This window comes from Dichotomicrobium thermohalophilum (genome assembly GCF_003550175.1).
Lineage (GTDB): Bacteria > Pseudomonadota > Alphaproteobacteria > Rhizobiales > Rhodomicrobiaceae > Dichotomicrobium > Dichotomicrobium thermohalophilum.
Genome location: NZ_QXDF01000002.1, coordinates 139240 through 160296 on the forward strand (window position 1 = coordinate 139240; position 21057 = coordinate 160296).

The window sequence follows — 21057 nt, forward strand, 5'->3', positions numbered from 1 at the left end:
GGGAAGCGGTGTACCGTCTGAGCCGGAATGCACACACACCTACTGCTTCAACGGCTTCAACCGCGGGCTGAGCAACATCATCTGTCCTGATATGACGCAATCGCGCCGCTGGATGGCGCATCTGGCTCGGCCGCTGGCTGCTCCCTGATGCTGTTATTGTCACATCACCAACGACCAAATAGCGAAACGCATGAGCTATAAACTCACCGCAGAAAACGTCTATAAGATTTTCGGCCCTGAGCCGGACAGAGCGCTGGAGATGTCCCAGCAGGGCGCTAGCAAGGACGAGGTCTTCCGCGAAACAAAGAGCGTGGTTGCCGTCAACGATGTCTCCTTCAAGGTGCCCGAGGGCCAGATCTTCGTGGTCATGGGCTTGTCCGGTTCGGGCAAGTCGACGCTGATCCGTTGCCTGAACCGCTTGTTCGAACCCACCGCCGGCAAGATCTACATTGATGATTTCGACATCACCGCCGCTAACGAGGAGGAACTTCGCCAGGTCCGGCTAAAGCGGATGGCGATGGTGTTTCAGCATTTCGCGCTGTTCCCCCACATGAGTGTGTGGGAGAACGCCGCCTATGGCCTCAAGGCGCGCAACACCGATGTCTCCGAGCGTCGAGAGCAGGCGGTCGCGGCGCTGAAATCGGTCGGACTGGATGCCTGGGCAGACTCCTATCCGAAAAACCTCAGCGGTGGCATGCAACAGCGCGTCGGCCTTGCGCGGGCGCTGGCGGTTTCGCCGGAAGTGCTGCTGATGGACGAGCCGTTTTCCGCGCTCGACCCACTCATTCGCCGCGACACCCAGGACGAATTGATCGAAATTCAGGAACGTTTGGGCAGCACGATCGTTTTCATCACGCACGACCTGCAGGAGGCCCTGAAGCTCGGCGACCAGATCGCCATCATGAAGGACGGCCGATTCGTGCAGGTCGGCACGCCGCAGCAAATCGTGATGGACCCGGCCGACGACTACGTCTTCGAGTTTACGCGCGATGTCGACCGTAGCCGGGTGCTCACCTTCGGCAGCATCCGGGACGAGGCCGAGACGCTGACGGGCGAGGAGCCGCTGGACGAGGTCACGCGGCGCTTTGAAGCGAACGAGAATCTGAAGGGCATGTTCGTGGTCGATGACAAGAACAAGCCGGTTGGTCTGGTCGACCGCGACAGGATCGGCGAAGCCGAGGAGGGCGCGACGGCCCGCAGCCTGATGGATCGGCATTTCGCCAAGGTGCGCCGCTCGAGCTACATTTGTGAAAGCTTCGACCGGCTTGGGGATCACAAGCTGTTCGCCGTGGTCGACCGCGAGGGCAAGTTGCGCGGCGTGGTCGATCCGATGAATGTCTTCCAGCATCTCGAGCCGCCCACCGAGGAGGATGCGGTTCAGCCGGGCGGCCGTCCGGGCGAGCGCCCCGATGACTTGGAGGCGGCTTCCCAGCCCGTTGCGCAGGAGACGGCCTGATGTCTGATACCAATGCGACTTACGCGCAGGTGACGGCCAGCATGGAAGTGTTGCGTCCTTCGAACTATTTCCGCGTCCCCATGGATGATTGGGTGGACAGTGGCGTCGACTGGCTGGTCGACAATTTCCGCCCGGCTTTCCAGGCGGTCAAATGGCCGGTCGAGAAGGTGCTGAACGGTCTTGACGGACTGCTGCAGGCCACGCCTTTCATCGTGTTTACCGTCCTCGTGGCGCTCCTGGCATGGCGGCTGGCAGGCCGCGGCGTGGCCATCTTCACGATCATTTCGTTCCTGGTGCTCGACGCTGTGGGCGTCTGGAGCGAGACGATGACCACGCTGGCAATGATCCTGACAGCGGTGGTGTTCTGCGCCGTGATCGGCATTCCGTTGGGGATTTCCGCCGCCGCGAGCGACCGGTTCGCATCGGGCATCCGCCCCGTGCTCGACATCATGCAGACGATACCGCCCTTCGTTTATCTGGTGCCGATCGTCATGCTGTTCGGCGTCGGGCTTGTGCCGGGGGTTATCGCGACGATCATCTTCGCGCTGCCGCCAATCGTGCGTCTTACCAATCTTGGGATTCGACAAGTGCAGGGTGAGCTCGTGGAGGCGGGCTACGCCTTCGGATCAACGCCGCGCCAGGTTCTCTGGGAAATCCAGATTCCGTTGGCGCTACGCACCATCATGGCGGGTCTCAACCAGACACTCATGCTGGCGCTGTCGATGGCCGTTATCGCTGCCTTGATCGGCGCGGGCGGACTGGGCCTGACCGTCTACACGGGTCTTGGACGCCTGGACGTCGGCCAGGCCTTCCTGGGCGGTCTCGGCATCGTGCTGCTGGCCATCGTGCTTGACCGGATTACGCAGGCGCTTGGCACGCAGGGCGAGGAAAAACAGCCCGGATGGACCTTTAAGGGCATCCTGCGAATGCTGACAGGTCAGGGCCGCGAGTCCTCTTCCGAAGAACGGGAAGGGAAGGCGGCCTCTTCAGCCGCGGAATAACGCGGCATCCTGCGGCGAGCGGGCCGCAGGGTTCGTTAAACGACGTGGACGGCCGCAAATGGTTGCCACGCCGTTCTTTATTGCAGAAGCAGATTTGAACAGAGGAGGAGTTAGCATGAACGCTGTTAAGTTCTTGTCGCGGCTTGCTCTCGGCGCCGCGGCGGCGTTCGCGATCACGTCGACCGCCATTACGAGTGACGTCGCTGCCCAGGAGCCGGGTGAAGGCAAGTCGGTTTCGATGGCCCGTGCCACCTGGGACACCGGCTGGTTCCAGGCCGAGATTTACAAGCAGCTTTTCGAGAAGCTCGGTTATGACGTCGGCCAGGTGCGTACGCTTGACAACCCACCATTTTACCAGGCTGTCGGCCAGGGCGACATCGACCTGTGGGTGAACGGCTGGTTCCCGCTGCACGACACCTATCGTGATGCCTTCGAGGAAGGCGCCTCGATCATCGGTTACGTTGCCAAGGGCGGCGCGCTTCAGGGCTATCTCGTGGACAAGAAGTCGGCCGAAGAGTACGGCATCACCAACATCATGGACTTCACCAAGCCCGAGATTAAGGAAGCCTTCGACGCCAATGGCGACGGCAAGGCGGACCTGGTTGCCTGCCCGCCGGGCTGGGGTTGCGAGAAGAAGATCGCCAATGACCTCGACGAACTCGAGCTTCGCGATCACATCAACCCGATCAAGGCCGGCTATTCATCCTCGATGGCGGACGCGCTCGGCCGCTTCAGGCAGGGTGATCCGATCCTGTTCTACACCTGGACGCCGAACTGGACGGTCGGCATTCTTCAGCCGGGCAAGGACGTCGTCTGGATCGAGATGCCGAACGCGACCGAGGAAACCACGGTTGCCGGTGTCGAGGGCTGTGTGAATGATCCCTGCGCTCTCGGTTGGAAGGCCAACGACATCCGTCCGGTCGCCAACGACGAGTTCCTGAACAACAACCCGGCCGTAAAGACCCTGCTGGAAGAAGCCCGCATCCCGCTCGATGACATCTTCGCTCAGAACGCGAAGATGAACCAGGGCGAGGATTCCCCGGAAGACATCCAGCGCCACGCGTCCGAGTGGATCGAGAACAACTCGGACCTGGTCGACGGCTGGATGAAGAAGGCGCGCGAAGCCGCGATGTAATCGTGAAAACGGGGGCGGTCGGAGACCGTCCCCGGCCTTCGCCGCAGCGGTAAGGGATGGCCCTGCACCGCAAAAGAAAGGGCGCGATCACCGCGCCCTTTTTATTTCTTTCGATATTTTTCGGTCGTAAGGCGCCTATTCGTCGCGATAGATCTTCTCGCGCTTCTCGTGCCGCTCCTGCGCCTCGACGCTCAGCGTCGCGATCGGCCGGGCATCAAGCCGCTTCACGCCAATGGGTTCGCCCGTCTCTTCGCAATAGCCGTAGGTACCGTCCTCGATCCGCTCCAGCGCCGCGTCGATCTTGGCGATTAGCTTGCGCTGCCGATCCCGCGCGCGCAGTTCCAGCGCCCGGTCGGTTTCCGAGGAGGCGCGGTCCGTCAGGTCGGGATGCTGTTCGGAGTCCTGAAGATTGTCGAGTGTCTCACGGCTTGAGCGCAAAATTTCGTCTTTCCAGTCGAGGAGTTTCCTCCGGAAATATTCGCGCTGCCGGTCGTTCATAAACGGTTCGTCTTCCGACGGCCGATAATCGTCCGGCAGGTCCGTCACGCCCATGCATGCCTCTTTGAAAGTGATTGGCGTCTCAACGCACACGTTTCGAATTCGGCCGGCGCGGGGCCGATCCACGGTCGCTTGAAGCTGGCGGTTCGTGGCTTCATCCAGCCCTGGGGAGGCTCTCCCTCTGCTCGCCGGCGTCCGACGCTTCTCATCTGCCCAAAACGAAGCGGTCTTTGTGTGGGACCGATGCCACAGATTTCCGCTGTCTATGTACCGTTATGCCGTAGGGTGTCAAGTCTTGGGAAAGGGGGGCGGTTCAAGCGGAAGGCAGGTCAGCTTCCTGCGCCGAACCGCATCACGCTGCCCAGCGCATGTCCTCGCGCGGACCGCTGTCGGCAAAGGCAGCGACGCCCAGAAGACCGACCCGACCGTTATCGAAACAGCCCAGAACCCGGCCGTCTTCGCGTAACGCCACCTCCCGCAGGGCGGCCTGCGGCCAGCCGTTCTGTGAACAGGCGAGCACCTTGATCAGTCCTGTGCTGTCCGGGAATTGCGTCAGGCCACAGCGACCGAATTCGAAGCTCACTGGATCAAGTCCGCGCCCGAGATCCAGCATCACGGGGACGTGGTCAGCCAGTCGCCCGCGCGCATCGAAGGCGAAGTCCTGATCCACGGCCTGCCACCCGCGGGCAGCCGCCGGCGTCGTGAGCGCATCGCTCATGACGCGGTAAAGCAGCCGCCAGCGATCCGCCCCGATTTTCGCCCAGCGTAGCCGGACTGTGACGGCGCGCCCGCGACTGTCGAAAATGCGGATCTCGCCGCCAGCCAGCGCCTGTTGCGCGAGCGTGTCGGGCGCGGTGTCCAATTCTTCGCCCGGCTGTGTCGCCGGGTTGCTGGGCAGGTTCGCCTTGTAGCGGATCGTGCTTGTGCCGCGCGCCGGCATGACGGGGCCTTCCTCCAGGCGGATCGGTGTTAGGCGCAGCCCCTGCGCCGGCCCGTCGCTATCGTCCGCCCGACCCATCAGCACCAGGCCCTCGTCATTGACCAGATAGCCGAGGCGGTCGGGCACGAAATCAAGCTGGCTTGTCAAGCGCGGCGTGGTATCGAAGATGAGTTGATCGTCCTCCATGGCGACCGGCGCGCCGGCGTAAACCGGTCGCGGCGCCGGAGCTTCCTCGCGCGGCGGCTGTGCGGTCCAGGGGGCGGAAGGCGCATCGGGCTGGAGATAGCGCGCAATATCCTCAAGCCGTGAGATCGGCTTGCCGATCTGGCTCATCGCGGTGCTGAACAGGCGATAGGCCCACATGTCGCTACTCCCGACAATCTCCGGTGCCGTGCGCTACCCAAGGCGGCAAATTTCAATTTGACACGAAAGTGATTAACGAATTGACAACGCATGACTCACCCCGGCCAGCGGATTGCCGTGCATGAGCCTCACCGATTTCACCGGCAAACCGACTGATGCGCTGCGCAACGCCGGCGCGTTGGCCAGCGACCTCATACGGCCGACCGTGCGTCTCGGTGTGACGGGGCTGGCGCGCGCGGGCAAGACGGTGTTCATCACCTCAATTGTGCACAACCTGCTGCATGGCGGGCGCCTGCCGTTTTTCGATCCGATGGCGCAGGGCCGGATCGTGCGCGTGTACCTGGAGCCGCAGCCGGACGACGACGTACCCCGCTTTGCTTATGAGGACCACCTGGCCGCCATGACCGGCGCGGACCGAGACTGGCCGGAGAGCACGCGGCATATCAGCGAACTGCGCCTGACGATCGAATACGAGCCGGAAGCGTTCTGGCGGCGGCAGCTTGGCCCGGCGCGGTTGCACATCGACATCGTCGACTATCCGGGCGAGTGGCTGCTCGATTTGGCGCTTCTGGACATGAGCTATGAGACGTGGTCGCGCCTCGCGCTGGAGATGGCCGAGCGGCCCGAGCGGGCTCAGGCGGCCGCGCCGTTTCGACGGTTTCTGCGCGAGGTTGATCCATCCGGCGCGCAGGAGGAGGCGCAGGCGCGGGAGGGCGCGCAACTCTTCACCGACTATCTGCGTGCAAGCCGGGATGCCGCGCTCGGGCTGGTGGCAACGCCGGGGCGCTTCCTGCTGCCCGGCCAGTTCGAGGGGACGCCTGCCGTTACATTCTGTCCCTTGCCGCCGCCGGAGGGCCAAAAGCCGGGGCGCGGCACGCTTTGGGCGATGATGGACCGGCGCTTCGAGTCCTACAAATCCGCGGTGGTACGTCCCTTCTTCCGCGACCACTTTGCGCGGCTGGACCGGCAGATCGTGCTGGTCGACGTGCTGTCCGCGCTGGCGAACGGGGCGCAGGCAATGGCCGAGGTGGAGCGGGCGCTGGCACGCATTCTCGAATGCTTCAATCCGGGTGCCAAGAGCTGGCTGGAGCTGGTGCTGGGCCGACGGATCGACCGGGTACTGTTCGCCGCGACCAAGGCCGATCATGTTCACAGTGAAAGCCACGACCGGCTGGAGGCGATCCTGCGGCACATGGTGCGCGCGGCGTCCGGACGGGCGGAAGGCGCGGGGGCGGACGTCGATGCGGTGGCGCTGGCGGCGGTGCGCGCGACGCGGGAGGCGGAGGTGCGCCAGGGAGGCGAGCCGCTGCCAACGGTGGTGGGCTGCCCCCGCGCAGGCGAGCAGGTCGGCGGCGAGAGCTTCGACGGCACGCGCGAGGCGGCGATCTTCCCCGGCGACTTGCCGGCGGACCCGGCCGCCGCGCTCGCGCCGGACTTCACCCTCACGGATGCGTCTGGTGGCGAATTCGCTTTCGTTCGCTTCCGCCCGCCGAAACTGCAGCGAGGCGCCCTTGGCGAACTCCCGCCGCTGCCGCATATCCGGCTGGACCGCGCGCTCAACTTCCTGATCGGAGACCGCATCGCATGAGCAAGCCGCGCAAGCCCGCCGTGTTCAGCGCCGACGACCCCGCGATTCGCGTGAGCGCGCCGCCTGAGCAGGATCCAGAGGCCGAACTGCACGCGCCCGAACCGGCTCCGAAGCGCGGGTGGCGCTGGGGCGCGCTGCTGTTGTCCGCGCTGGGCGGCCTGGTGGTGCTGGCGCTGACCTCCTGGGCGACGCAGACCGTGTCAGCGCTGTTCGTCAGGGGCGGCTGGTTGGGCTGGCTGGCGCTCGGTCTGGCGATCCTCGCGGGTTTTTCAGCATTGATGCTGCTCATTGCCGAGATTGCCGGGCTGATGCGTCTGGGGCGCGTCACGCGGCTGCGCGCGAAGGCCGAAAGCGCACTGGCCGCGGCGGAGGACGCCGCAGAGCCGGAGCGACGCCGGCTGAAGACGGTCCGGGGCGTCGTCAGCGGCCTTGAGCGGCTGCTTGATGACCGATCGGATACCGCGTGGCAGCTCCGCCGCTTCCGCGAGCATCGCGGCGATGTCATAGCCCCGCGCGGGATAATGGTGCTGGCTGAGCGCGAGCTGCTCCAGCCGCTCGATCAGCGGGCCAGCGCCATGATTGCTGCATCCGCCCGGCGAGTCTCCGTCATCACGGCGATCAGCCCGTCGGCGCTCGTCGATGTCGGTTTTGCAGCCTACGAGAACCTGCGGTTGATGCGCCGGCTGGCAACGCTCTACGGTGGCCGGCCCGGCTTTCTCGGTTTGATGCGGCTAGCGCGCATGGTGATCGCCCATCTGGCCGTAACGGGCGGTGTGGCCATGGGCGACGATGTCGTGCAGCAGGTCGTCGGCCACGGCTTGACGGCGCGGCTCTCGGCCCGGCTGGGCGAGGGGATCGTGAACGGCGCCTTCACCGCGCGGATCGGGATTGCCACGCTGTCGCAGTGCCGCCCGCTGCCCTATATCGAAGCGCCGCCGCCGCGTTTGCGCGCGCTCATCGCTGATCTTATCCGCCGCGAGCGCCGCGCCGCGCGCACCGAGCCGTCTAACGCCGGATGACGATGCGGGTCCGGCCTGGGCCGTGCCTTCGGACAAGGTAAAACAGCGTGCGTGCCGCGCGCGGATGCAGCCTGACGCAGCCATGGGAGGCGCGCCGCCCAAGCCGGCTGACCTCATGCGTGCCGTGGATCGCATAGCCGCGATGGAAGAAGATTGAATAGGGCATCGGCGAATTGTTGTAGCGGCTGGAATAGTGCATCCGCCGCATGACCGTCGGGCGGAATGTGCCGCGCGGCGTGCGGTAGCGCCCCCGCCCGGTGGAGACTGGCCACGAGTGGCGCAGGCGGCCATCCACGTAAACATTCATCTGCTGGGCGCTGAGGTCGATGCGGGCAACAATACCGGCGGAGGCCGGCGCAACCATCAGGACAAGCGTCAAAGCGGTGACAAGCACCGTGAGGACGCGAAACATACTAGCCTCCCGAACCCGTCAGAACTGTGCCAAAGGATAACACGGAATGCCTGGCCGAATAACGCGGGAGAACCGGCAAAGTTTCGGGAATATGGTGGAGAGAAGGGCGAGAGACGGAGCCCGAGCGGGGGGCGGGGTATGACGGGCACGGTGGCTCCGTCTCTCAACTCGGTGTTCTGGGCGCGCCGTGCACAAGTGAGGGGCGAACTTGCGCACGGCGCTATCAGGGGCACGCGGGAGCCGCAAAAACGCGCGGCAGGGATACGCAGTTGTTATAGTCGCCAGGCCGATCCGCGGCTTTTCGCCTGAACCAGCCTGGCTTTGTATTGGCCAGAGACGCTTGGCCGTTGCCGGTCAGTCGGAAGCAGAACGGCCACTCACCGCTGCCTCCCTGCGCCGCAAACCTGCTCGGCGTCTCGGATAAAGGCCTTTGACGCCACTCGCACTTCACGCAACTTTAACACGCGGGCAACGCAACGCTTACGCCGACGCAACGCTTACGCGACCCGTGGCGACTCTCAGGAGAGCCGCAAAGCCATCGAGGGATCCGGGAAGCGGTCGCGCACCTGGCGCGCTTCCTGCAACGCCTCGGGATCGTCTGAGCGCAGGCACTCTGCAATCAGTTCCAGCAGCGAGGCGTGCATCTGCCGCTCTGCATTCGTCTGGGGCGGCGTCTGTGCCAGGAACCGCAGAATTTCACCGTAATCAGGCATCTCGCTCGACCCGTTCCGCTGCTGTTTCGCGCCTTGCTTGGTCGTGTATTCGGTTGCTGCGCTGTCTGTTGTGATATTTGTGTCCCGCGCGTGTGACGAAAAAAAGGCCGAGGCGAGAAAATATCTTGACACGTGCAAACACCACACAGCCACACTGCGGCCCCGATGCGACACTGCGTTGTTGGGGAGAACGGCGCGCTCCTTTCATCCAGCAGCCATACGTCGCTGGCAGACTGGTGCGCATAGGTTAGTCTTGGCGTCAAAACGCCCAACAGATCGCAGTTTGAGTTCGTTGATGCCGATAGGTTTGTCCGAAAAAGAACACGTCTTGACCAATGCGCGCGTCGTGCTGCGCAACTCCGTAATCGAAGGATCGGTCGTGCTTCGCGACGGCGCGATTAGGGCGGTCGATGATTCGCCGAGCCACCTGCCCGGCGCGGAGGACTTTGAAGGGGATTTGCTGCTGCCCGGTCTCGTCGAGTTGCATAGCGACAACCTGGAGCGCCATGTGATGCCGCGCCCGGGTACGCAGTGGCCGGTGGATGCTGCGGTGCTCAACCACGACCGTGAAATGACCGCCTTCGGGGTGACAACGGTCTGCAATGCACTCTCCGTCGGCGAGGTTCACAGTCAGGCGATGCGGCTGGCCCTTCTGGAGGAGATGGCGAGCGGGCTCGACCGCCAGATCGCTGCGGGCACGCTGAAGGCCGACCATCACCTGCACTGGCGATGCGAGCTGAGCTACGGTGGGCTGCTGGAGTTGCTTGAGCCGCTGCTGGAGCATTCGCGCCTGCGCATTCTTTCGCTGATGGATCACACGCCGGGGCAGCGCCAGTTCACCGACGAAGAGCGCTACGCGACCTATTACCAAGGCAAGTTCAACATGTCGGATGCCGACCTGGCCGCGTTTATCGCGGAGCGCAAGTCGGACCAGCAGCGCTACAGCCAGCGTAACCGGGCGCAGACGGTGCGCTGGGCGCATGAACGCGGTCTGGTGCTGGCGAGCCATGATGACGCCACGCTCGCGCATGTGGCCGAAGCCGCAGCGGACGGCGTGGCGGTTGCAGAGTTTCCGACAACGCTGGAAGCCGCACGCGCCGCGCATGAAGCCGGGCAGGCTGTGCTCATGGGCGGACCAAACATCGTCCGGGGCGGTTCGCATTCCGGTAACGTGAACGCGCTTGAGTTGGCTGAGGCCGGGACGCTCGACGTTCTCTCCGGCGACTACGTGCCGGCGGCGCTGGGCCACGCGATGCTGCTGTTGCCGCGGCTATGCGAACAGATCAGCTTGCCGCAGGCGGTCGCGATGGCGACGCGCAACCCGGCGCGGGCGATCGGATTGGAGGATCGCGGTGAGATCGCGGCCGGGCAGCGCGCCGACCTGGTCCGCGTGCATGACCGCGACGGGATGCCGGGCGTGCGCGCCGTCTGGTGCGTGGGCGAACGGATTGCGTGATGGCGGGCGCGAAGGAAGCCGGGCCGGGCGTTCTGGTGCTGGTGGCTGGGCCATCGGGGGCGGGCAAGGACACGTTGATTGGCGCGGCCCGCGCGCATTTTCACGGTGATGAGCGGTTCGCATTCCCGCGGCGCATCGTGACCCGGGCGAGCGATGGCACCGAACAGGTCCGCGAAGTTTCGTTGGCTGAATTCGATGCGATGGAGCATCGTGGCGGGCTTTTCCTCGCCTGGCGCGCGCATGGGCTGGCCTATGGCGTGCCAGTTGACGCCCGCGATCATCTTGGCGAAGGACGCGTGGTCGTCGTCAACGTCTCGCGGCGGATTATCCGGGCGGCGTTCAGCGTCTGGCCGCGCAGCCATGCCGTGTACGTCCATGTCGCGCAGGAGATCTTGCAGGCCCGGCTACAGCGCCGGGGGCGCGAGACCGCCGAGCAGATCGGGGCCCGCCTCTCTCGTGCCGCGACAATGGCCGGGTCCGCGAGCCATGCGCCGGAGGGCACTACCGTCATCGACAATTCCGGCCCGCTGGAGCACGCCACGCGCGCTTTCATCGACACGCTCGAAGCTCAGGCGGACAGGGCGCAGCGCGCGATGAGCCGGAAGGGCGCGGCCTGATCCGGCTCGCCGAGCAGGCAGAGATCGCCAATGTTAAGCGGTTCGCCGGTGAGGGGGCCGAGGCGCGGGGCGAGCGTGGCCTGGACCCGGTCAAGCTGCTCCGGCGCGAGCGGGCCGGCGAGCGTGATGTGAAAGATGAACTCGCTCAGCACATAAGGATAGCCGAAGTCGCGCACATTCTGTCGCTGCCGTTCCGAATGCTGCTCGGCCGGGTAGCGCGCGAGATCGGCTTCCGTGGTCGGCGCGCGGAAGGCGTTGAAATGCGTCACCGCCTCGGCCGCCAGCCAGTCAAGCCGCGCCGTGCCGCCCTCCGGGATCAGCGCCAGATGGCGCGAGAGCCGCCAAAAGCCCAGCGGCCCCGTTCGCCGGACCGCGCGCCGCGCGCAGAACACCCGTAGTTCGTCGGCTAGCGCCTCGCCGCTCACGCCCTCGGCTGGCCGGAACGGCGCGACGACCGTGCCATGCAGCGTGTAACGACGCGGCCGCTGGATCGCCTCAGCCGCCAACTCTTCGGGCAGCCCAAAAGTCGCCGGCGCTCCGACCTCGCCCCGCTCCGGGCACGTTCCGAACCATTCGCGCCCGAATGCGGCCAGCGGGCTATCCGCCGGCGGCAGCCAGAAGATGGCGTAGCGCTGGAAGCTCTCGCTCACGCCGCACCCCTCAGCGCCTCAGCCAGCCGCTTCAGAAAGACGCGCACTTCGTCCGGGTCGTCCAGCCGATATTGCGCCGCAGTCTCGCGGTCGGTTTCATTGACCAGAATGCCGATGCCCTTGCCCGCGATGGCCCGGAATGCGTCCTCGTCCGTCACGTCGTCACCGATATAGAGCACGCCTTCAAGCGGCACCTCCAGCCGTTCGGCCAGCAGCGCCACCGCGCGGCCCTTGTCCCAGTCGATGCGGGGCTGAAACTCGGAGACCTTCTTGCCCTGCAGCACGCGCAGGCCCGGATGCTGCTCCTGCAGTTCCGCGACCAGTTTGCTGACCTTCGGCATGTCCTCCGGTGCGGCCTTGCGGAAATGCACAGCCGTCGAGAAGGGCTTGCGCTCGATCATGACGCCTTCGATGTCACTTGCTCCTTCCTCGGCCGAATCCGCGGTGTCGGAAATGGCCTCGCGATAGGCTTCGGCAGGCTCATAGGCCTGCGCGGGTTCATCGGGGAATTTCAGTTCGAAGCCGTGGCTCGCGGCGTAGATCAGGTCGATGTCGACCATCTGCCGCGCATCGCTCAGTTCGCGCCCGGTCACGATGGCAACCGGGCTCTGCTCAGCCAGCTTGACCAGCGCCTTGCGCATCTCGTCACCCAGGACTGCTTCCGGCGGCGAAGGGCGTATCGGCGTGAGCGTGCCATCGTAATCCAGGCAAATGACATGCGCCTGACGGGTGAGGTGCCGCGCGATGTCATCGACCCGCGCCAGCGCGTGTTCGGTCGTCATTTTGGCTTGTCCCGTGGTCGGTGATCCCGTCCGGCAGTTGAGCTTGCGTGCAGACAACAGGTGTGGCGCCGCAGGCTCCCTTTAAACCGGCTTCTGCGCTGCAACAAGGCGAAATCGCGCAGGCGGGCGCTAGACCGCGGCGCGCTGACACCCTAACTGAAAAAGAACCGTACATTGAAGCCAAGGGGAGAACCGTGGCCGACCTCAGCAACAGTTCGCCGGCGCGTGGCACAAGCCGATTTGCATCAGTGATCACCTTCGCGCTGCTCGCGGCGGTGCTGTGGCGCGGCCCGGCAGTCGCGGAGGTCTATCAGTCCGAACAGCATGACTACCGCGTTGTAACGGTCGCAAGCGGGCTGGCGCACCCCTGGGGCATGGCCTTCTTGCCCGGCGGCGAGATGCTTGTGACCGAGAGGGACGGGCGCCTGCGCGTGGTGCGCGACGGCAACCTGGATCCCGAGCCGGTTTCCGGGCTACCGCGCATGATGGTCGGTGGGCAGGGCGGCCTGCTGGATGTGGCGCTCGACCCGGATTACGAACAGAACGGCTTGATCTACTTCGCCTATGCCGGCGGGCGGCCCGGCAATGCGGGAACGGAAGTCGCGCGCGCTCGGCTTGATCTCGACGCGATGACGCTGCGCGACGTGGAGACGATCTTCGCGGTCGAGCCGAAGACGCCGGGCGGCGCGCATTACGGCGGGCGGCTGCAGTTTCACCCGGACGGCACGCTCTTCGTTACACTCGGTGACCGCTACAGCTACATGGATCAGGCGCAGAGCCTCGAAAACCATCTCGGCACCATCGTGCGCATCAACCCGGATGGCAGCGTGCCGGAAGACAACCCGTTCGTCGGACGTGAGGATGCTCAGCCGGAAATCTACACGTACGGCAATCGCAACGTGCAAGGCATCGCGCTGCGCCCAGGCACGTCGACGATCTGGTTTCACGAGCACGGGCCGCGCGGCGGTGATGAGCTGAACATTCTCCAGGCTGGCGTAAATTACGGCTGGCCGGAGATCACCTACGGTATCGACTACTCCGGCGCGATCATCTCGGAGAAGACCGAAGCACCGGGCATGGAACAGCCGGTCGTCTACTGGGACCCGTCGATCGCGCCGAGCGGGATGACGTTCTATAACGGCGAGGCATTTCCGAACTGGCGCGGCGACATTTTTTTGGGCGCGCTGGCGCACCAGCATCTGCGCCGCCTTGAGATGGAAGGTAACGAGGTTATCGGCCAGGAGGAACTGCTGACAGCGTTGAACGCGCGCATCCGCGATGTTGTCGAGGGGCCTGACGGCATGCTCTACGTCTTGACAGACGCAGCGAACGGGCGGATTTTGCGCCTGGAGCCTGCCGAGGAGTGAGCGCACGGGCGCGTGGAAGGCCGCAACGCCGTACAGCGCGATGAGGCCGTTGTCCGGTTACCTCGCAGGGCCGATTATGCCGGCTTAGCTCAGTTGGTAGAGCGGCTGATTTGTAATCAGTAGGTCGCGGGTTCGAATCCTGCAGCCGGCACCAATAAGTTTCAGGGTTGTGGCAGTCTGCAGCCGAATAGACGTTTCCGCTTTCTGTTCGTGTCGGAACGGTACTGGAAAGAGCGCCAAGGTACTTGCTGCCAAGGGCCGGGCCGGGTTTGTGTGTTGCTCTTACCGGAGCTGAGGCCCCGAAGCATGGCAAAAATCCCAAGCCATGCAGAATCCCGCAAGCTACTGTTTCTGTCCGGTTTTTCTGCGACGCTCGGCCTGTGCTGACTGAGCCGAATTTTCGCGGAAAAGGCGTTTCGCCCCCCGGACGCGCATTTGACTGTCATGAGGTTACCTGACCGGGGCCGCCTTCCGCCCCCACTGAGGCGAGGTCTGCGGATGTCGTGATGACAGACAATATCCCGGCTCACGAGGGCGCTGGCACGCGCGGGAGCCGAATCCGGCGGCGCGGGCTGCTCGATCTGCTGCCCTGGTTGCCCGATTTCAACTGCGTTGAGATCGCCTTCACGAGGCTCAAGGTCTTGCAGCAAAACACTGCCGCCCGGTCGGCCGATGAGCCGTGGGAGGCTATCCCCCCAAGCCTCGACGCTCTCACACCAACCAGATGCGCCAATAGCTTTGCCGCCTCCGGTTTTGCCCCGGATCAAGTTGAGTCGGTTCTAGCAGACTCATTATGGGAATAAACCGCTGAGGAAGGCATGAAGACGGTGCATTACAATGGGTTTGTCAAGCAGCGGCGTATCAGCATATTTCTCGCTGAGTCCCTCTCGCCCGAAACCTGAAATGAAGATGAAAGGGACGTTGCGTTCCAGAAGAGCATCCGCGACAGGGTAAGCCATTTCTCCGCCGAGATCGATGTCCAGAAGTGCCGCGTCCAACGAGTCGGCCGTGCGGGACAGGCGCAGCGCCGCGTCGATCGAGGCGCTCGGCCCAAGGATTTCAGCTCCGTTCTTTTCCAGTTCCTGCCGAAGCTCCGTGGCAATGAAAAATTTGTCTTCGGCAACCAGAATTCGCCGTCCCTCAAGATTCGTCACCTTTTCTCCCGCTCCTGTGCAATAACGGTGCGCGTGAACATCATTCCACCCGATCTTCCCGACGAGTTCGCCGCAGTCAGGATAAGTTTTAAACAGCTATCATGGCCCGGCTGAAAAAGTCTGCAAAGCCCGAAAATGGGTCTGCGCGTGACAAAATTTTCCGGTCAATCTAGCATCTGCCAAATCGTTAGATGAAAACCCGGCCAATGCGCCGTGCTGGAGAACGACCCTCAAGGCAACAAAGGTACAATGGATAACGATAATGGCCTGAAGGGCCTGGAAGCCGGCGTGATACCAGTATGCGCCATCGGCGCATCAGCCGGTGGTCTTGCTCCCCTTCAAGACCTGTTTAACAACCTCGCGCCGGATCTAGGCCTCGCTTACGTCGTTGTCGTCCACCTGGCGCCCGAGCAGCCGAGCGAGCTTGCAAGCATTCTGGGCGGTTTCACCACGATGCCAGTGCAGCAGGTGAAGGGCAGCACCAAACTCGAGCCAAATCGCGTGTACGTCATTCCGCCGGATCGCGCGCTGTCGATCGACGGCAATGAATTATCGCCCGCGCCCTTCAAGGAACCGCACGGCAAGCGCGCGCCGATCGACATGCTCTTGAACTCGATCGCCTCGGGGCGCGGCGATGGCATGGCCGTCATCCTCAGCGGTACCGGCTCGGACGGCGCGCTTGGCGTGCGCGCGATCAAGGAAGCGGGTGGCATCATCCTGGTGCAGGACCCTGAGGAAGCTGAGTACGGCATGATGCCCCGCGGGGCCATCACAACCGGCGGGGCTGACTTTATCGGCCCGGCCAGCCGGATTGCCGAGCGGATCGGTGAACTTGCGCGGGGCGAGACGGAACTGAAGCGTCAAGCCACGGAAAACGCGGATGAGGTCGTACCGCGAATCCTTGGCCTTCTTCACAACAGGACCGGACACGATTTCTCGGGCTACAAGCGAAACACAATGCTGCGCCGAATGGCGCGGCGTTTGCAGGTGACCCGCTGCTCAAGCCTGAACGAATACCTTGTATATTTACGCGAAACACCCGCCGAGACCCAGGCGCTGCTGCAGGACCTTCTGATCTCGGTCACACACTTCTTCCGGGACCCGGAAGCCTTCGACGCGCTGGCCGAACAGGCCATCACACCGCTGTTCGACAATGTGGGCGAAGAAGGCATTCGCGTGTGGGTGGTCGGCTGCGCAACCGGTGAGGAAGCCTACAGCATCGCGATCCTGCTGCTCGAGGAAGCGGAGCGGCGCAGAATTAGGGTGCCGATCCAGATATTCGCCACGGACCTGGATGAAGCGGCCCTGGAGACCGCGCGGGAGGGCCGGTACCCGGCGACCATCGAGGCGAACGTTTCGGAGGGGCGGCTGCGGCGGTTCTTCGACAAGGATGGCTCCGTGTACAGCGTCAAGAGCGAGGTCCGTGAACTGATCATCTTCGCCGTGCATGACGTGCTGAAGGATCCGCCATTCATGCGCCTGCACCTGATCAGTTGCCGAAACCTGCTGATCTATCTTGAACGGCAGATGCAGCGCCTGGCCTGCTCGATTTTCCATTACGCGCTCATGCCGCAAGGATGTCTTTTCCTCGGCTCGGCCGAGTCGATTGACAGTGTGCCGGAACTGTTCACGCCGGTCCGCCAGAAGGAGCGTATTTACCGGCCCCGTATCGGCACTGCCGTCGCCCTGCCCCAGTTGCAGCGATCCGCGGATCACCTGTCATACCGATATGGTCTGCATGAGGAGCCGGGTTTGGCGTTCCGGGGGCGCGCCGAGCGCGACCAGCGTATCGGCAAAATGCACCTTGCGGCTCTCGAAGAGGAAGCGCCGCCCAGCGTCCTCGTCGATGAGATGCGCAACGTCCAGCATCTTTCGCCGAGGGCCGGCTACTTCATGGGGCCACCCGGCGGGCCGTTCTCGGCCGATTTGAGTACGCTTGTGCGTCCCGAGCTGCGCATGGACGTCGCCATGGCGCTGAGACGTGCGCTGGAACACGGGGAGTCGATGCTCACGGCGCCGGTTGCCGTCGGCTTCAACGGAACGAAGCGCCGCGTCGCGATCCACGCGGTCCCTGTGCGCGAGGAGACGGACACCCACGCGGGTCCGCCGCAGGCGCTGGTTTTCTTCCTCGATGGCGGCCCCATCGAGGAGATGCCGGCAGAGTCGCCGACAGAGACGGCGGACGAAGAAAAAATACGGCGCCTGCGCGAGGATTTGCGCGCGGCGGAGGAGCGGCTGGCCGCAAGCCAGAAGGAGCAGGAAGACACAATTCAGGAATTGCGCATCGCCAACGAGGAACTGCAATCGACCAACGAGGAGTACCGTTCCGCCTCGGAAGAACTGGAGACCTCGAAAGAGGAACTGCAGTCGATGAACGAGGAGTTGCAGACCGTCAACAGCGAGCTGAAAAGCAAGCTTGAAAGCATTTCACAAGCGCACAGCGACTTGCGCAACCTCGCCGCGGCGACGGAGATCGGTACGCTGTTCCTGGACCCTCAACTCCGGATTCGCATGACGACGCCGCCGGTGGCGGGGCTATTCAACGTGACCGAGGCGGATGCCGGCCGGCTGCTTTCCGACTTCACCCACCAGCTACGTTACAAGGGTTTGATCAGGGATGCGGAGCAGGTCCTGAGCGACCTTACGTCGGTCGAACGCGAGGTGCAAAGCGATGACGGGCGCTGGTTCGCCGCACGTCTGCGGCCTTACCGCACGGTGGACAACCGGATCGACGGCGTGGTGGTGACCTTCGTCGACATCACCGAACGGCGCAAAGCCCTGGAAATCATGCGGAAGAGTGAAGAGCGGTTCCGCGCCTTAACCGAGGCAAGCAGCGATGTGATCTACCAGATGAGCCCCGACTGGAGCGAGATGCGACAACTCTCCGGCGGCGGTTTCCTCGCAGATACGCCGGGCCCGATCACCAATTGGCTGGACAAATATATTCCCGCGGAGGATCAGCCCGAGGTTATGGCGGCGATCCGCGATGCCATCAGGACCAAAAGTGTTTTCGAACTCGAACATCGTGTTCGCAGGTCAGACGGTACAGTCGGCTGGACCTTCTCGCGCGCGGTGCCCATCGTCCGGGACGGCGAGATCAGCGAGTGGTTCGGTGCCGCAAGCGACGAAACCGATCGCAAGATGCTCGAAGAGCAACAACAACTCCTGATCCGTGAACTCAATCACAGGGTTCGGAACATGCTTGCGGTTGTGCAATCCCTCGCGGAGCAAACATGGCGGACCGCGGAAACAGAAGAGGACTTCCTTGAGCGCTTTCGTCAGCGCCTGCGTGCTTACAGCGAAACGCACAGCTTACTGACCCGCAGCAACTGGGAAGGCGCGAGCCTTGAGGATTTGGTGCGCGAGGTCGGTTCGACATTCTGTGAGGAGGGCACGACCGTGGGCATCGACGGTCCCACGGTGATGCTGACCCCTGACGCGGCGACGACACTGGCGATGGCGCTGCACGAACTCGGCACCAACGCGCTCAAATACGGCGCCTGGTCACAACCGGGGGGCCATGTCAATATCACCTGGCGGTTCGAGAGTGAGCCGGCTGGCGGGGACCGCCTCCATCTGGAATGGGGCGAGCAGGGCGGACCAAGCGTCTCTCCCCCGGAGCGCCGCGGTTTCGGCTCGGAGGTGCTCAAAGGGGCGCTGGCTTACGAGTTCGGCGGGACGGTCAACCTCGATTACCGCCCCGAGGGTCTTCTGTGCACCATGGACTTGCCGCTTGACCACAAGCTGTTCCGCGGCTGACCCGAAAGCGGCCGCTGTCGATCCGTTTTTTGCCTGGATGTGGATAGGACAGCGAAAGCGAACATCAGCTGCGGATCAAAAGGAACATGACAGGTGGCTCACCGCCAATCGGTGCGCCAAGCGGGATTCAGATTAATCGGCGCTGGCGTCGGGCGGCCAGGGCCACGATGTAGCCGCGTCCTCGGGCGACCAGGCCATACCCGTTATCAGGCCCTGTGCGCGCGAAAAGTTGGCCGCATAAGCGATATTGCCGGCATACTCTCTTTCGATAAGCGCGCTGATGGCGGAGGCCTTGTCATGGAGCTCGCCGAGAAATGTTGTGCTCGCGCCGGCGCCGGCATCTGCGCCAACAGGCAGATCAATGGTCGCGGCCTTTGAAAGGCCAGCACTCTCTTGTGCTCTCGGCATGTGAAGTCCCTCACTCGGTATTGTGGACTGGGCGTAAGCGAGGGTAAGTGTGCTGGCGAAAGATGCAACCCAAGGGTGTGGACAGCGGGGATATCCGCCCTGGGCGGCGCCGTTCTCATCCGCCGGGCCCTTGGCGGGTTGGCCGAAAGATGACGGCTGCTCCGTATCATGGGCGTCTTGCTGCCGGGCGCCCCCATGACGGCCCGTCGATGCCGTAATCCTGATTTCCGCCGCCCGAAGCTGGCCGCATTGGGGGTCAATTTGCCGCGTTCCCGGCAGCGGCCAACACGGAACACAGCGGCGGTCGGTGACGTTTTAAGGGTACGGAGGGCAGAGCCATCACTTATTTCTGGCGGCTGTCAGCAGCCGGTTTTGCCGCGACCGCCATCAGCTTCGGACCGGCGCGAATGGGGTTTGGTCTATTCGTGCCCGAGTTCAGGTCGGCGTTCTCGATCTCGACGTCCGCCGTCGGCTTTGTCTCCTCTCTCGGGTTCCTCGGCTTCTTTCTGGGACTGATCGCAGCTCAGACCTTGCTGATGCGGCTGGGACCGAGATTGCCCATTTTGAGCGGTCTCTTCGCCGCCACGTTCGGCATGATAATCGTGGCCCTCGCCACGAACACCTACATTCTCGCGATCGGGGTGTTCCTCGCCACCTCAAGCGCGGGGTTTGCATGGACCCCGTTCAACGACGCGGTTCATCGCACGGTCAATGACGCGCAGAGGCCCGCCGCGCTGTCGATGATCAGCACGGGCACCGGCGTGGGCATCGCGGCGGCCGGCGCCGCGGCGCTGGCGCTGGTCCTCACGGGGCTCTCATGGCGCGTTTGCTGGACGCTGTTTGCGATCGCAAGCTGCGTCGTGCTTCTGGGCAACCGCGCGGCCTTGCGCGGCATCGGCAAGGCTCGCCACGGCAGACCGCCGGACGCCTGGAAGGAGCTTCTGGATTTCGCGGCCCTGCCTCTCTACGCGGTCGCCTTTGCCTACGGGGCCAACTCTGCGGTCTACATCGCCTTCGCTGCGGACCACCTGGTCGGTGGGGGCGGCGTGCCGGGCCTTCCGACGGCTGCGACGCCCGCCCTCCTCTTCATTTCCTACGGTGTCTTCGGTCTCGCCGCGCTTGGCACGGGGCGCGCGAAGGCCGCCCTTGGCCTGCCAATGCTCCTGCGCCTGATCATGCTGGCTGGAGCGGCTTCGGTTGCGCTTGTGGCAGTTCTGCCGCCGACATGGGGCGGGTTGGTCCTGTCGGCCGGGCTTCAGGGGCTGCACGTGATGATGACGAGCGCGGTTCTCGCGTTCTGGTCGGACCGTCTTTTTCCAACGCTACCGTCGCTGAGCTTCACGGCGGCGCTGCTGGCCACCGCCACGGGCAACGTGATCGGCCCGGCGGTCGCCGGGGTCGTTTCCGACGCTTTCGGAGCCGAGGCGATGTTCCTTGGCACGGCGCTCCTGCCGGCGATCACCGCAGCAGCCATGCTCGACCGCGTCGTTCATGAGCGTCCTGTCAGAATTGCAGGTCCTGAGCACGAATAGCCCGCAGTGACACGGGTTAGGGGCGAAAGGCTGAACGCCGAGGGCAAAGGAATGCCGATGCTCTCCAATAAGCGGGTGTCGGCTTCGGCATGCAGTCCAGCAAGCCGCCTGGCTGCGATGCGCAATGCTGTCGCCGTTGGTCCCGCCATCATGGTGCGACAGCGCAATTTCGTGCCGCTCTAGGGCTGGAATGGCGCTTTGAGAAAT

The 21057-nt window shown here is 64.0% G+C and carries 18 protein-coding genes and 1 tRNA gene; 11 read left to right on the top strand and 8 right to left on the bottom strand.

Annotated features, from left to right (window positions below):
* Nucleotides 1–190: 190 nt before the first annotated feature.
* The 3 genes from BXY53_RS10660 (at nt 191) to proX (ending at nt 3592) form a co-directional block, all read left to right on the top strand.
* Nucleotides 191–1456, top strand: coding sequence for a quaternary amine ABC transporter ATP-binding protein (locus BXY53_RS10660; protein WP_119061981.1), 1266 nt, complete (start codon nt 191–193; stop codon nt 1454–1456).
* Entirely contained in the window at nt 1456–2457 is a 1002-nt protein-coding gene (locus BXY53_RS10665; RefSeq protein WP_245410443.1) for an ABC transporter permease, read from the top strand. The genes BXY53_RS10660 and BXY53_RS10665 overlap by 1 nt, the downstream gene beginning before the upstream one ends.
* A 115-nt stretch (nt 2458–2572) precedes the next feature.
* Nucleotides 2573–3592 carry a glycine betaine/L-proline ABC transporter substrate-binding protein ProX gene (gene proX, locus BXY53_RS10670; protein ID WP_119061982.1) on the top strand — a complete coding sequence of 340 codons (1020 nt, stop codon included), beginning with the start codon at nt 2573–2575 and terminating at the stop codon, nt 3590–3592.
* Nucleotides 3593–3727: 135 nt separating this feature from the next.
* Here proX and dksA read toward each other — a convergent pair whose 3' ends face one another.
* On the bottom strand, nt 3728–4144 hold the full coding sequence (dksA, locus tag BXY53_RS10675) for an RNA polymerase-binding protein DksA (protein ID WP_119061983.1): 417 nt from the start codon (nt 4142–4144) through the stop codon (nt 3728–3730).
* A 298-nt stretch (nt 4145–4442) separates the two neighbouring features.
* Nucleotides 4443–5393, bottom strand: coding sequence for a flagellar hook protein FlgE (locus BXY53_RS10680; RefSeq protein ID WP_119061984.1), 951 nt, complete (start codon nt 5391–5393; stop codon nt 4443–4445).
* A 121-nt stretch (nt 5394–5514) separates the two neighbouring features.
* Between BXY53_RS10680 and BXY53_RS10685 the strand changes: the two genes are divergently transcribed.
* Nucleotides 5515–6981, top strand: a complete 1467-nt coding sequence (locus BXY53_RS10685; protein WP_119061985.1) for a YcjX family GTP-binding protein — start codon at nt 5515–5517, stop codon at nt 6979–6981.
* Nucleotides 6978–8000, top strand: coding sequence for a YcjF family protein (locus tag BXY53_RS10690; protein WP_119061986.1), 1023 nt, complete (start codon nt 6978–6980; stop codon nt 7998–8000). Before BXY53_RS10685 ends, BXY53_RS10690 begins: the two co-directional genes overlap by 4 nt.
* Here the strand turns inward: BXY53_RS10690 and BXY53_RS10695 are convergent.
* Both BXY53_RS10695 and BXY53_RS10700 read right to left on the bottom strand, forming a co-directional pair.
* Complete coding sequence (locus BXY53_RS10695) at nt 7987–8412, bottom strand: L,D-transpeptidase (protein WP_210209222.1); 426 nt, start codon at nt 8410–8412, stop codon at nt 7987–7989. The two genes, BXY53_RS10690 and BXY53_RS10695, sit on opposite strands and share 14 nt — an antisense overlap.
* Before the next feature lie 518 nt (nt 8413–8930).
* Nucleotides 8931–9125, bottom strand: a complete 195-nt coding sequence (locus tag BXY53_RS10700) for a hypothetical protein (protein ID WP_119061987.1) — start codon at nt 9123–9125, stop codon at nt 8931–8933.
* A 328-nt stretch (nt 9126–9453) separates the two neighbouring features.
* On the opposite strand from BXY53_RS10700, the gene BXY53_RS10705 reads away from it, so the two are divergent.
* Together BXY53_RS10705 and phnN are read left to right on the top strand one after the other, a co-directional pair.
* On the top strand, nt 9454–10581 hold the full coding sequence (locus BXY53_RS10705) for an alpha-D-ribose 1-methylphosphonate 5-triphosphate diphosphatase (RefSeq protein ID WP_342634972.1): 1128 nt from the start codon (nt 9454–9456) through the stop codon (nt 10579–10581).
* Nucleotides 10581–11198, top strand: coding sequence for a phosphonate metabolism protein/1,5-bisphosphokinase (PRPP-forming) PhnN (gene phnN, locus BXY53_RS10710; protein ID WP_119061989.1), 618 nt, complete (start codon nt 10581–10583; stop codon nt 11196–11198). The genes BXY53_RS10705 and phnN overlap by 1 nt, the downstream gene beginning before the upstream one ends.
* Here the strand turns inward: phnN and BXY53_RS10715 are convergent.
* Together BXY53_RS10715 and otsB are read right to left on the bottom strand one after the other, a co-directional pair.
* Nucleotides 11150–11848, bottom strand: coding sequence for a DUF1045 domain-containing protein (locus tag BXY53_RS10715; RefSeq protein WP_119061990.1), 699 nt, complete (start codon nt 11846–11848; stop codon nt 11150–11152). The genes phnN and BXY53_RS10715 overlap by 49 nt on opposite strands.
* Entirely contained in the window at nt 11845–12630 is a 786-nt protein-coding gene (gene otsB, locus BXY53_RS10720; protein ID WP_119061991.1) for a trehalose-phosphatase, read from the bottom strand. Before otsB ends, BXY53_RS10715 begins: the two co-directional genes overlap by 4 nt.
* Nucleotides 12631–12824: 194 nt before the next feature.
* Here otsB and BXY53_RS10725 point away from each other — a divergent pair, with 194 nt between their 5' ends.
* Both BXY53_RS10725 and BXY53_RS10730 read left to right on the top strand, forming a co-directional pair.
* Nucleotides 12825–13997: a PQQ-dependent sugar dehydrogenase gene (locus tag BXY53_RS10725; RefSeq protein WP_245410444.1), complete on the top strand. Its 1173-nt coding sequence runs from the start codon at nt 12825–12827 to the stop codon at nt 13995–13997.
* 78 nt (nt 13998–14075) lie between these two features.
* Nucleotides 14076–14151: transfer RNA gene (locus tag BXY53_RS10730), tRNA-Thr, on the top strand.
* Nucleotides 14152–14788: 637 nt separating this feature from the next.
* Here the strand turns inward: BXY53_RS10730 and BXY53_RS10740 are convergent.
* Nucleotides 14789–15151, bottom strand: coding sequence for a response regulator (locus BXY53_RS10740; RefSeq protein WP_170144420.1), 363 nt, complete (start codon nt 15149–15151; stop codon nt 14789–14791).
* A gap of 249 nt (nt 15152–15400) precedes the next feature.
* On the opposite strand from BXY53_RS10740, the gene BXY53_RS10745 reads away from it, so the two are divergent.
* On the top strand, nt 15401–18910 hold the full coding sequence (locus BXY53_RS10745) for a CheR family methyltransferase (RefSeq protein WP_119061995.1): 3510 nt from the start codon (nt 15401–15403) through the stop codon (nt 18908–18910).
* A 132-nt stretch (nt 18911–19042) separates the two neighbouring features.
* On the opposite strand, the gene BXY53_RS10750 is transcribed toward BXY53_RS10745, so the two are convergent.
* Nucleotides 19043–19318 (bottom strand): hypothetical protein, encoded by a 276-nt coding sequence (locus BXY53_RS10750; protein WP_119061996.1) that lies wholly within the window; start codon nt 19316–19318, stop codon nt 19043–19045.
* Nucleotides 19319–19704: 386 nt separating this feature from the next.
* Here BXY53_RS10750 and BXY53_RS10755 point away from each other — a divergent pair, with 386 nt between their 5' ends.
* Nucleotides 19705–20850, top strand: coding sequence for an MFS transporter (locus BXY53_RS10755; RefSeq protein WP_280985265.1), 1146 nt, complete (start codon nt 19705–19707; stop codon nt 20848–20850).
* Nucleotides 20851–21057 lie beyond the last annotated feature (207 nt).